The sequence below is a fragment of the Prochlorococcus marinus subsp. pastoris str. CCMP1986 genome (genome assembly GCF_000011465.1).
Taxonomy (GTDB): Bacteria; Cyanobacteriota; Cyanobacteriia; order PCC-6307; family Cyanobiaceae; genus Prochlorococcus_A; species Prochlorococcus_A pastoris.
This window is the reverse complement of sequence record NC_005072.1, coordinates 1,410,595-1,423,538: the sequence shown is the minus strand read 5'-3', so window position 1 is coordinate 1,423,538 and position 12,944 is coordinate 1,410,595. Positions and strand designations below refer to the sequence as shown.

At 34.4% G+C, this 12,944-nt stretch carries 10 protein-coding genes; all 10 read left to right on the top strand.

Translation table 11 applies throughout. The annotated features are described in order from the left end of the window. Positions 1-225 precede the first annotated feature (225 nt). The 10 genes from rpoB to TX50_RS07935 all read left to right on the top strand — a co-directional run bounded on the left by rpoB (position 226) and on the right by TX50_RS07935 (position 12,943). Positions 226-3,519: a DNA-directed RNA polymerase subunit beta gene (rpoB, locus tag TX50_RS07975; RefSeq protein ID WP_011133113.1), complete on the top strand. Its 3,294-nt coding sequence runs from the start codon at positions 226-228 to the stop codon at positions 3,517-3,519. A 38-nt stretch (positions 3,520-3,557) separates the two neighbouring features. Beyond that, positions 3,558-5,462 (top strand): DNA-directed RNA polymerase subunit gamma, encoded by a 1,905-nt coding sequence (locus tag TX50_RS07970; RefSeq protein ID WP_011133112.1) that lies wholly within the window; start codon positions 3,558-3,560, stop codon positions 5,460-5,462. A gap of 33 nt (positions 5,463-5,495) precedes the next feature. Continuing rightward, entirely contained in the window at positions 5,496-9,596 is a 4,101-nt protein-coding gene (locus TX50_RS07965) for a DNA-directed RNA polymerase subunit beta' (RefSeq protein WP_011133111.1), read from the top strand. A gap of 49 nt (positions 9,597-9,645) precedes the next feature. Then, positions 9,646-9,798 carry a high light inducible protein gene (locus TX50_RS07960; RefSeq protein WP_011133110.1) on the top strand — a complete coding sequence of 51 codons (153 nt, stop codon included), beginning with the start codon at positions 9,646-9,648 and terminating at the stop codon, positions 9,796-9,798. A 30-nt stretch (positions 9,799-9,828) separates the two neighbouring features. Continuing rightward, positions 9,829-10,875, top strand: a complete 1,047-nt coding sequence (gene rlmN / locus TX50_RS07955) for a 23S rRNA (adenine(2503)-C(2))-methyltransferase RlmN (protein ID WP_011133109.1) — start codon at positions 9,829-9,831, stop codon at positions 10,873-10,875. Between the two features lie 70 nt (positions 10,876-10,945). After that, positions 10,946-11,071, top strand: coding sequence for a hypothetical protein (locus tag TX50_RS09980; RefSeq protein ID WP_268741257.1), 126 nt, complete (start codon positions 10,946-10,948; stop codon positions 11,069-11,071). A gap of 19 nt (positions 11,072-11,090) precedes the next feature. Further along, complete coding sequence (locus tag TX50_RS07950) at positions 11,091-11,861, top strand: HEAT repeat domain-containing protein (protein ID WP_011133108.1); 771 nt, start codon at positions 11,091-11,093, stop codon at positions 11,859-11,861. 118 nt (positions 11,862-11,979) lie between these two features. Continuing rightward, positions 11,980-12,195, top strand: coding sequence for a DUF2997 domain-containing protein (locus tag TX50_RS07945; RefSeq protein WP_011133107.1), 216 nt, complete (start codon positions 11,980-11,982; stop codon positions 12,193-12,195). Beyond that, entirely contained in the window at positions 12,182-12,574 is a 393-nt protein-coding gene (locus TX50_RS07940; RefSeq protein ID WP_011133106.1) for a DUF1257 domain-containing protein, read from the top strand. The genes TX50_RS07945 and TX50_RS07940 overlap by 14 nt, the downstream gene beginning before the upstream one ends. Positions 12,575-12,577: 3 nt before the next feature. Continuing rightward, positions 12,578-12,943, top strand: coding sequence for a ferredoxin (locus tag TX50_RS07935; protein ID WP_011133105.1), 366 nt, complete (start codon positions 12,578-12,580; stop codon positions 12,941-12,943). Position 12,944 lies beyond the last annotated feature (1 nt).

Genomic DNA, 12,944 nt, shown 5'->3' with positions numbered 1-12,944 from the left:
AATATTAAAAATTACTGGATTTTTTTCTTAATTATTAGTAAACAGCTTATTAAAGTGTGGTTTTATAACCTTTATCTTTGATCATTTCAGCTAATAATAATCTAGATATTTGTTGAATTCAAGACTAAAATCTCGATTTCACTCTAAAAGTTTTGATTATTTTTCTAAAAGTTAAGTCAAATTTATGGTAATTAGCAAATCTTACATAATGGCGGGTTTTCTTGGATGAGCAGTAGCGCTTTACAGATAGCTAAAACAGCAACTTATCTACCAGATTTGGTTGAAGTACAAAGGGCAAGTTTTAAATGGTTTCTGGAAAAAGGCTTAATTGAAGAATTAAAAAGCTTTTCTCCAATTACCGACTACACAGGTAAATTAGAACTACATTTTGTTGGCGAAGAATATAGGTTAAAAAGACCTAGACATGATGTTGAAGAAGCCAAGAGAAGAGATGCAACTTTTGCTTCGCAAATGTATGTAACATGTAGGTTAATAAATAAAGAAACAGGAGAAATCAAAGAACAAGAAGTTTTTATTGGTGAACTTCCTTTAATGACTGAGAGAGGGACCTTTATTATTAATGGAGCCGAAAGAGTAATAGTCAATCAAATAGTACGTAGTCCAGGGGTCTATTTCAAAGATGAAATGGATAAAAATGGTAGGAGGACTTATAATGCTAGCGTTATACCCAATCGAGGAGCTTGGCTAAAATTTGAAACTGATAAAAATAATCTACTTTATGTAAGAGTTGATAAAACGAGGAAAATTAATGCACACGTACTTATGAGAGCTATGGGGCTCTCGGATAATGATGTAGTTGATAAATTAAGACATCCTGAGTTTTATAAACAGTCAATTGATTCAGCTAATGATGAAGGAATAAATTCTGAAGATCAAGCTTTATTAGAACTCTATAAAAAATTACGACCAGGTGAACCCCCTTCTGTTTCTGGTGGGCAACAACTTTTACATAGTAGATTTTTCGATCCTAAAAGATACGATTTGGGAAGAGTAGGTAGATACAAAATTAATAAAAAATTGAGATTAACTGTTCCAAATGAAGTCAGAACACTTACACATGAGGATGTTCTATCGACAATTGATTATCTTATCAATTTGGAACTTGATATTGGTGGAGCTAGTTTAGATGATATTGATCATTTAGGTAATAGAAGAGTTAGATCCGTTGGAGAACTTCTTCAAAACCAAGTCAGAGTTGGTCTTAACCGATTAGAGAGAATTATCAAAGAAAGGATGACTGTTGGCGAGACAGATTCTCTTACACCTGCTCAGCTAGTTAATCCAAAGCCTTTGGTAGCAGCTATTAAGGAATTTTTTGGATCCAGTCAATTAAGCCAATTTATGGATCAAACAAATCCATTAGCTGAGTTAACGCATAAAAGAAGAATATCAGCATTAGGACCAGGCGGGCTAACTCGAGAAAGAGCAGGTTTTGCTGTTAGAGATATTCATCCATCACACTATGGAAGATTATGTCCTATTGAAACTCCCGAAGGCCCAAACGCAGGTCTTATAAATTCTCTTGCAACACATGCAAGAGTTAATGAATATGGTTTTATTGAAACACCTTTTTGGGAAGTAGAAAAAGGTAGGGTTATGAAAGAGGGGAATCCTGTTTATTTATCAGCGGACTTGGAGGATGAATGTAGGGTTGCTCCTGGTGATGTGGCGACTGACAAAAGTGGTAATATTCTTGCAGATTTAATTCCAGTAAGGTACCGGCAAGATTTTGAGAAAGTTCCGCCTCATCAAGTTGATTATGTTCAGCTTTCTCCTGTTCAAGTTATTTCAGTAGCGACTTCTCTCATTCCCTTCTTAGAACATGATGACGCAAATAGAGCGCTAATGGGTTCAAATATGCAGCGTCAAGCGGTTCCATTATTAAGACCTGAAAGACCCTTAGTCGGCACAGGATTAGAATCCCAAGTTGCTAGAGACTCCGGGATGGTGCCAATTACAAAAGTAAATGGAATCGTTTCTTATGTTGATGCTAATGAAATAGTTGTTAAAGATGTTGATGGTAATGAGCATGTTCATTTTCTTCAAAAATACCAGAGATCTAATCAAGATACTTGTTTAAACCAAAGACCAATAGTGAAAAATGGAGATCAAGTTATATCTGGTCAAGTTCTTGCTGATGGATCAGCTTGTGAAGGTGGAGAAATAGCTTTAGGACAGAATGTTTTAATTGCTTATATGCCATGGGAAGGTTACAACTATGAGGATGCAATACTTGTAAGTGAAAGGATGGTTACTGATGATCTTTATACTTCAGTGCATATAGAAAAATATGAAATAGAAGCTAGACAAACTAAATTGGGCCCTGAAGAAATAACTAGAGAAATTCCAAATATTTCAGAAGAAAGTTTGAATAATCTTGATGAAATGGGAATTATCAGAACAGGTGCTTTTGTAGAGAGTGGTGATATTCTCGTAGGAAAAGTTACCCCTAAGGGAGAATCAGATCAGCCACCTGAAGAAAAACTTTTGAGAGCTATATTTGGTGAAAAAGCAAGAGATGTGAGGGATAATTCTCTTAGAGTTCCTAAAACAGAAAAAGGAAGAGTTTTAGATGTTCGTATTTATACAAGGGAGCAAGGTGATGAGCTGCCTCCTGGTGCGAATATGGTTGTAAGAGTTTATGTTGCTCAAAGGAGGAAAATTCAGGTAGGTGACAAGATGGCTGGGAGACATGGTAACAAAGGGATAATAAGTAGAATTTTACCTAGAGAAGATATGCCTTATTTACCGGATGGCACACCAGTTGATATCGTTTTAAATCCTCTTGGTGTTCCAAGTAGAATGAATGTAGGTCAAGTTTTTGAGTTGTTAATGGGGTGGGCAGCATCAAATTTAAATTGCAGAGTTAAAGTTGTGCCTTTTGATGAAATGTATGGTGCTGAAAAATCACATCAAACTGTACAAGCGTTTTTAGAGGAAGCTTCAAAGCAAGATGGTAAGGATTGGGTTTATAACCCTAAAGATCCTGGAAAGTTGTTACTCAAAGATGGTAGAACAGGCGAACCTTTTGATCAACCAGTAGCTGTTGGATATTCTCACTTTCTTAAACTTGTTCACTTAGTAGATGATAAGATCCATGCAAGATCAACAGGTCCATACTCTTTAGTTACTCAGCAACCTTTGGGTGGTAAAGCTCAACAAGGTGGACAGAGACTTGGAGAAATGGAGGTTTGGGCTTTAGAGGCATACGGTGCAGCTTATACTTTGCAAGAATTGTTAACTGTTAAATCAGATGATATGCAAGGAAGAAATGAAGCATTAAACGCCATAGTTAAAGGTAAGCCTATACCTAGACCAGGAACTCCTGAATCATTTAAAGTCCTAATGAGAGAATTACAGTCCCTAGGTCTAGACATTGGTGTTTACACTGATGAAGGTAAGGAGGTTGATTTAATGCAAGATGTAAATCCAAAAAGAAATACTCCTTCGAGACCTACTTATGAATCTCTAGGTACCTCTGAATATGCAGAAGATTAAATACTTTATCAACACTTTCTAATTTAAATATTCTAAAAATGACTAACAGCAACTTAAGAACAGAAAATCATTTTGATTACGTCAAGATATCTATTGCTTCACCTCAAAGAATAATGGATTGGGGGCAAAGGACATTACCTAATGGGCAAGTAGTAGGAGAAGTTACTAAACCAGAGACGATAAACTATAGAACCTTAAAACCAGAAATGGACGGACTTTTTTGTGAAAAAATATTTGGACCATCCAAAGACTGGGAATGTCACTGCGGTAAATATAAAAGAGTTAGACATCGTGGAATTGTCTGTGAAAGATGTGGTGTAGAAGTAACTGAAAGTAGAGTAAGAAGGCATAGAATGGGATATATAAAACTGGCAGCTCCAGTTTCCCATGTTTGGTATTTAAAGGGTATACCGAGTTATGTCGCAATTCTGCTAGATATTCCTCTTAGAGATGTAGAACAGATAGTTTACTTTAATTGTTATGTTGTTTTGGATGTTGGGGATCATAAAGATCTTAAATATAAGCAACTCCTTACTGAGGATGAATGGTTAGAAATAGAAGATGAAGTTTATGCAGAAGACTCTACTATTGAAAATGAACCAGTTGTTGGTATAGGTGCAGAAGCTCTTAAGCAATTACTTGAGGATCTTGATTTAAACCAAATTGCTGAAGAACTTAGAGAAGAAATTACAAACAGTAAAGGTCAAAAAAGAGCAAAACTCATTAAAAGGATAAGGGTAATTGATAATTTCCTGGCAACTAACGCAAAGCCAGAATGGATGGTACTAGATGCAATCCCTGTTATTCCTCCTGATCTTAGACCAATGGTCCAACTTGATGGAGGTAGGTTTGCCACATCCGACTTAAACGATCTTTATAGAAGAGTCATAAATAGGAATAATAGGTTGGCTAGGCTTCAAGAAATCTTAGCTCCTGAGATCATTGTCAGAAATGAAAAAAGAATGTTGCAAGAAGCTGTTGATGCACTTATTGATAATGGAAGAAGAGGTAGAACAGTTGTTGGGGCTAATAATAGAGCTCTAAAATCTCTCAGCGATATAATAGAGGGTAAGCAGGGGAGATTTAGACAGAATTTACTTGGTAAACGTGTTGATTATTCTGGAAGGTCTGTCATAGTTGTTGGTCCAAAGTTAAAGATGCATCAATGCGGACTCCCTAAAGAAATGGCTATTGAGCTTTTTCAACCTTTTGTGATACATAGATTAATCCGTCAAAATATTGTAAATAATATTAAAGCAGCAAAAAAATTAATACAAAAAGGCGATGATGAAGTCATGCAAGTACTCCAAGAAGTTATTGAAGGTCACCCAATACTTTTAAATAGAGCTCCAACTCTTCATAGGTTAGGAATTCAAGCTTTTGAACCTAAATTGGTTGGAGGTAGAGCGATCCAACTACACCCACTTGTATGTCCTGCCTTTAATGCTGATTTTGACGGAGATCAAATGGCTGTCCATGTCCCTTTAGCATTAGAAGCACAGACAGAGGCACGTATGCTTATGTTAGCAAGCAATAATATACTATCACCAGCTACAGGAGAACCAATTGTAACTCCCTCACAAGATATGGTTTTAGGTTCTTATTATCTAACTGCATTACAGCCAAACTTTAAAAAACCAAATTTTGGTGACAATCAAAAAACTTATGCTTCATTAGAAGATGTTATTTTTGCTTTTGAAGATAAAAGAGTTGGTTTACATGAATGGGTCTGGGTAAGATTTAATGGTGAAGTTGATGATGATGAAGAAGCGAATAAACCCAAAGAATCTAAAGAACTGGAGGATGGTTCAAGGTTAGAAACTTGGAACTTTAGAAGAGACAGATTTGATTCTCAAAATAATCTTATAAGTAGATTTATTTTAACAACAGTAGGAAGGGTGGTTATGAATCATACGATCATCGATTCTGTTTCAAAAACGTAATCCTTAAAAAACTAACTATTCATTCATAAAAACATGACATCATCTAAACCAAAAAAAAGTTCAAGAGTACGTAAAACTACAAAAAATTCAAAAAAAAATCATAATACAATGATGCCTTTATTGCCAAAAACACCGCCATCATTCAAAAATAAAGTAGTAGATAAAAAAGCTTTAAAGAATTTAGTTTCATGGGCTTATAAAACCCATGGAACCGCCGTTACTGCTGCAATGGCTGATAATCTAAAAGATTTAGGATTTAAATATGCTACACAAGCAGCTGTTTCTATTTCAGTAAATGATTTAAAAGTTCCTGAAGCTAAGCAAGATTTAATTGGACAGGCAGAAGCCCAAATTACAGCTACTGAAGAATGTTATAGACTTGGAGAAATTACAGAAGTTGAGAGACATACCAAGGTTATTGATACGTGGACTGAAACTAATGAGAGATTAGTAGATGCAGTTAAGAATAATTTTAATCAAAATGATCCACTTAACTCAGTTTGGATGATGGCTAATTCTGGGGCTAGAGGTAACATGTCACAGGTAAGACAACTAGTTGGGATGAGGGGATTGATGGCTAATCCTCAAGGAGAGATTATTGATTTACCCATTAGAACTAACTTTAGGGAAGGGCTTACGGTTACTGAATATGTAATTTCTTCTTATGGTGCAAGGAAAGGTTTAGTTGATACAGCATTAAGAACTGCAGACTCAGGTTATTTGACCAGAAGATTGGTTGACGTGGCACAAGATGTAATTGTAAGAGAGGAAGATTGCGGAACTGAACGGTCGATAGTTATAAATTCTGAAGATGGAAAATTTGGTTCAAGGCTTATCGGAAGACTTTCTGCTGAAGATATTTTAGATTCTGAAGGTAATTTAATTGTGCCAAAGAATACTGCGATAGACCCTTCTTTATCTAAGACTTTAGAGACATCATTAATCTCAAAAGTAAATATTAGGTCCCCATTAACTTGTGAGGCTAACCGTTCTGTTTGTAGAAAATGTTATGGATGGGCTTTGGCTCATAATCATTTAGTTGATTTAGGAGAAGCTGTAGGGATTATTGCTGCGCAATCAATTGGAGAACCTGGAACCCAATTGACTATGAGAACCTTTCATACTGGAGGTGTATCTACTGCAGAAAGTGGAGTTGTAAGATCTAAAATTAAAGGTAAAGTTGAATTCGGTTCAAAAGCAAAAATCAGAGGATATAGAACCCCGCATGGAGTTGAGGCTAAACAAGCTGAAGTAGATTTTTTATTAAAGATTATTCCAACTGGAAGTATTACTAACAAAGCCCAAAAAATCGAAGTAACAAGTGGATCTCTTTTATTTGTAGAAGATGGTCAAGATATTGACTCAGATATAACCGTTGCACAAATTACCTCAGGAGCTGTAAAGAAAAGTGTTGAAAAAGCTACTAAAGATGTTATTTGTGATTTAGCTGGAGAAGTAAGGTATGACAAAGTAATTCAACCAAAGGAAGTTACTGATAGGCAGGGTAATATCACTTTGAAAGCACAAAGATTAGGAAGGTTATGGGTCTTAGCTGGAGATGTATATAATCTACCTCCAAATGCTAAACCTGTTGTTTCTACAGAAACAAAGGTAGAACAAGGAACTGTTTTAGCAGAAGCAAGCCAATCAAGTGAGTTCGGTGGAGAAGTGCGTTTGCGGGAATCAGTAGGCGATTCAAGAGAAGTTCAGATCGTAACAACTTCAATGCTATTAAGTAATTTTAAATTAATTGAAGAATCTACTCATTCAGGTGAACTATTTCATTTAGAGTCTAATGATGGAACTATTTACAGGTTAAATACTTCACCTGGAAGTAAAATTAGTAGTGGTGAAGTTATTGCTGATTTAGCAGATGAAAGATTCAGAACAAAAACTGGCGGGCTGGTGAAATATGCACCTGGTTTAAGTGTTAAAAAAGCAAGATCATCTAAAAATGGTTTTGAAGTTAGTCAAGGTGGAACATTGCTTTGGATTCCTCAAGAGACACATGAAATAAATAAAGATATATCCTTACTCATGACTGAGGATATGGAATGGATTGAAGCAGGAACAGAAGTTGTCAAAGATATATTTAGCCAAACATCAGGAATAGTTACAGTGACTCAAAAAAATGATATCTTGCGTGAAATTACTGTTAGAAATGGTTCTTTTCATGAGTGTGAAGATGAAGAGATATTGAGTCGATTTACTGAAGAAGGAAAGTTGGTTAATCCAGGCGAAAAAATTATAGATGGAGTAGATAATGACGAAATTCTGTTTGTTCAAAAATTAGAAACATCAAAGGGTAAGGGTTTACTTTTGAGAACTGTAGAAGAATACACCATACCTAATGAGGCTGAGTTACCTGAATTATCTCATGTTAAACAGGAAAAAGGACCATCATTAGCTTTGAAAGCTATTCAAAGGCTTTCTTATAAAGATGGTGAATTAATAAAATCTGTGGAGGGTGTAGAACTACTTAAAACTAATTTGAGTATAGAAAGTTTTGATGCTACCCCTCAGATGACAATTGATGTAGAGACAATTCAAGATAAAAGTGATAAATCAATTAATAGATTAAATTTAGTTATTTTGGAATCTATCTTGGTAAGGAGGGATACAATTTCTGACTCAAGTCATGGTTCAACTCATACTGAACTACAAATAAACAATAATCAGCTTGTTAAAGCTGGTGATGTAATTGCTACTACTCAAATTCTTTGTAAAGAGAGAGGGGTATTGCAATTACCAGATTCAGTTGAAGGTGAACCAATTAGAAGACTTATTGTCGAAAGAAACGAAGATAAAATAAAAATTAATATTAAAGATAAAGCAGTTGTTAAAACTGGAGATCGTGTTGTCGATGGAGATTTAATTAGTAAGGGAGTAAAATCTACTTCATGCGGAGAAATAGAAGAAGTTTCTAGCGAATATGTGATCTTAAGGATTGGAAGACCCTATATGGTTTCTCCTGATTCTGTTTTGCATGTGAAAGATGGAGATTTAGTTCTTCGAGGCGATGGTTTAGCATTATTAGTTTTTGAAAGGCAGAAAACTGGGGATATTGTTCAAGGCTTGCCTCGAATTGAAGAATTATTAGAAGCAAGAAGACCAAGAGATTCTTCAATTTTATGCAAGAAATCTGGAGTTGTGCAAATTAAAGAAGGGACTGATGAAGAATCAGTATCATTATCTGTTATTGAGAGAGATGATTCTATTAGTGAGTATCAACTTTTAATGGGACAGAATATTATGGTAAGTGATGGTCAGCAAGTTACCGGTGGAGAACTCTTAACTGATGGTCCTATTAATCCTCACGATTTACTAGATTGTTTATTTACAGATTTAAAAGATCAAAAACCTTTAATGGAAGCGGCGCAAGAATCCATATCAAAATTACAAAGAAAGATGGTAAACGAGGTTCAGAATGTTTATAAGTCCCAAGGCGTAGCAATTAGTGATAAACATATTGAAGTCATAGTAAGACAAATGACAAGTAAAGTTCGTATTGAAGATGCAGGAGATACCACCCTTCTTCCTGGTGAATTAATAGAGTTAAGACAAGTAGAAGATACAAATCAAGCAATGTCTATTACTGGGGGGGCACCCGCAGAGTTTACTCCAGTATTATTAGGGATAACTAAAGCTTCACTAAATACAGATAGCTTTATTTCAGCAGCCTCTTTCCAAGAAACCACAAGAGTTCTCACTGAGGCTGCTATAGAAGGTAAATCTGATTGGCTTAGAGGTCTAAAAGAGAATGTGATTATTGGAAGACTGATACCTGCTGGTACAGGTTTTAGTGGGTTTGTTGAAGAATTAGCCTCAGAAGCTGGACCTCATCCTGATATTCTTGCAGAAGAATCCGGTGGGTATAGAAGGACCCAGAATTTAAGGCCAGACTATACAGTTGACATGCCGCAAACACCCATTGTAAGTTCTACTGCTATTCTTGATGACCCAAGTGATGAAGATTTAGAAACTACTAGGAATAGACATGGAATTGATCCTACATCCAGCAATTTTGCTGCTTTTGCAAGGCCAAATGCTGAAAATCAATTTTCTGAAGATCAATTACCTGATCCTGCAGCTTTGGAAGGGTTACAAGAGGAAGGACTTCTCTCTGATGGATAAAGGCTATTCTCATTTTCAGATACTAGAATGCTATTTTAAATTTTAATTAATGATTAAGCCTGATATTGTTCCTAAAAGAAAACTACCTCGTTACGGGTTTCATTTTTATAATGAAAAACTTAATGGAAGAATGGCGATGATTGGTTTTATAGCACTTATTCTTACTGAATTATTTTTAAAACATGGATTATTATTATGGTGATGCTCCTAATTAAATAAGTTTATTAATAAATTGAAGAATCTTCTTGGATGTAGTGTTAAAGATCTAGAAAAAATAGCTTTGAATTATGGTCAAGCGGCTTTTAGGGGACGTCAAATTTATAATTGGCTTTATAACTATAAAAACAGGTCTAAAAGTATTGATGAAATTAATGTCTTGCCATTAAAGTTTAGAGATCAATTAAAAAATGAAGCCTTTTTATTTGGAGAATTAACCTTAAAAGAAAAGTATTTAGCAACAGATGGAACCTTAAAGTTGTTATTAAATACTAGAGATAATGAAAGTGTTGAATGCGTTGGTATTCCAACTGAGAAAAGATTAACTGCATGCCTATCAAGTCAAGTAGGATGCCCAATGGATTGTAAATTCTGTGCTACTGGTAAAGAAGGATTAAAAAGATCTTTAAAAGTAAGTGAAATACTCGATCAAATTTTATTTATTGAAAATCAAATGAATCAGAAAGTATCTAATATTGTTTTTATGGGAATGGGTGAGCCCTTGTTAAATATTGATGAGTTACTTCTGTCAATTAGATCAATCAATGAGGATTTCGCTATTAGTCAGAGAAAGATTACAGTAAGCACTGTCGCTATTCCAAAAATGATAAGTAAATTATCAGAACTGTCCTTTCAAGTTTTGGGTAAATGTCAGTTTACGCTTGCAATAAGTTTGCATGCTTCAAATCAAAAAATAAGAGAAGCTATCATACCGAGTGCAAAAAATTATCATATTAAAAATATTATTGATGATTGTAGAGAATATGTAAGAGAGACTGGCAGAAGAGTGAGTTTCGAATACTTAATGCTCCATGGAGTTAATGATAAATTAGAACATGCTGATGAATTAAGTAATCTAATAAAAGGTTTCCAATGCCATGTGAATTTGATTCAATATAATCACATTGAGGAAGTTGAATTTAAGCAAACCCCTATAAAAAATGCTCAACTCTTTCAAACCAGACTTTCTAATAGTGGGATTAATGTTAGTTTTCGAAAAAGTAGAGGCTCAGATAGGAATGCAGCATGTGGTCAGTTAAGGCAAAATGACAAGATCAAATAATCATATTTAAAAACTTTTTATTAAATTTAACTTAAACACGTTATTATTGATTTAATTCTTTTTTTTATTATTGGGATTTATTAGAACTAAACTTTTACCTTTTGCAATTGTTAGTTTATTCGGCGTTGCTTTTTTTGCTGTTAGTGCAAGGATTTGGCTACCTGGAGATATGATGTCACCTGCTCCGATTAATTAATCTTTATTATTATTTGATAATGACTAAAAGAAAGGATATACAAAATGAAAGTTTGGCAGAAATAGCAATAGATCCAGATGTTTTAGCTAAAGAATTATCTGTAGAGCTCGAAATTGATCCTTTAGAACAGATTGATAAAGATGGTTTCTCAAGAGGAACTTTAGATAAAAATTTAGAATGCGATGAAGCCTTGAAATTACTTAAGGGTGACAGAGAGCAAAGAATTCAAGGCTTAAGAATATTTTGTGAATATCGAGATAAAAGATCTTTCCCTCTTTTACTTCCTTTACTTGATCAACCTTGCCCAGTAGAACGAATGAGTGCTGTATATGCTTTAGGTAGAAATCCATTTCCTAGCGCAGTAGAAAAATTAGTCAGTCTATTAGAAACAGACGACAATGCATATGTAAGAAGAGCTACTGCTTGGAGTCTAGCTAATTATGATAATGAAATTGTTTTGAAGCCATTAATAAACTCATTGAAAAATGATGTGGCTTCAGTAAGATTATGGTCATCTAGTTCTCTAGCGGAAATTGGAAGTACTTCATCCTTTAACGCTCAATTAGCGGCTGAACAATTATTAATTAGCTTAAAAATAGATAATGAGCCCGTGGTAAGAAGTAACTGTATATGGTCTTTATGTAGATTGTTTGAAAAATTAAATGAAATTTCGCAAGAGAGTTTTGTTGATGAATGTACAAAAATTGCTCTTTTTGATAAAGAACCTTCAGTTATGGAAGAAGCTAAAACTGCTTTAGATTCAATGGGGATGAAAGGGTTTTATAAATAGAGTTTTATATTTATTAAGTAATCAATATAAAAAAATATATTTTAATTAACTTGTACCAACTGAAACAAATTTTTTTCGTTATCGTGTATAAAGTATTAGTACTTAGTACTTGATTTTAATGCCTCAAAGAACATTAAGATTCAAAATTCATCAAGATGGAAGAGTTGAAGAAACTGTTGAAGGATTCAACGGCAATGCATGTAATAGTGCAACAAAAAATGTTGAAGACGCTCTTGGGGAAGTAAAAGTCAAGAATAAAACCTCAGAGGCATTTATCTCTAACCAAAGCGAAAAATCAAATCAAATTAACAACGAATCTAATGTCACATTTTAGTACTATCAAAACTCAACTTAAGGAAGTAAAACCACTTATTAAAGCTTTAGACCAACTAGGTTACGTAGTAAATCAGGAAAAAAAGTTTGTCAAAGGTTACAGAGGACAATTTACAGCTGTTGATATAAGCATGGATTTGCCTAGCGAAACAAAAGTTGGATTCAAATGGGATAATAACTCTAACTCTTATGAATTAGTTACTGATCTCGACCTTTGGAAGTTTGATTTACCGGTTGAAAGGTTCATTTCAAAAGTTACTCAAATGTATGCTTACCATACAATTATTTCTAAAACAAAAGAGGACGGATACCAAATAGTTGAACAAAAAAACAAAAATGATGGATCTATCGAATTGGTTCTCACTAAGTGGGAAAGTTAATAATTGGATAGTAATTCCTTAAGTGCATTTGATAATTATGTTGAAACTAAAGAACTAACAGGTTATGAGCCTGTCCTAGGAGGAGAATTAACTGAAAAAGCAGTTTGGGTTGATGAAAGTAGATGTATAGGTTGTAGATATTGTGCTCATGTAGCTACTAATACTTTTGTAGTTGATGATGATTATGGACGGAGTAGAGCAATAAGACAAGATGGAGATAATCTTGAAACGGTGCAAGAAGCTATTGATACTTGTCCAGTGGATTGTATTCATTGGGTTGAATTTGGAAACTTAGAAGATCTAGAAAGTAGTCTTGATAGGGATATGTTTCAATCACTAGGAAAACTACCAAGAATGAATAAGCATTAAT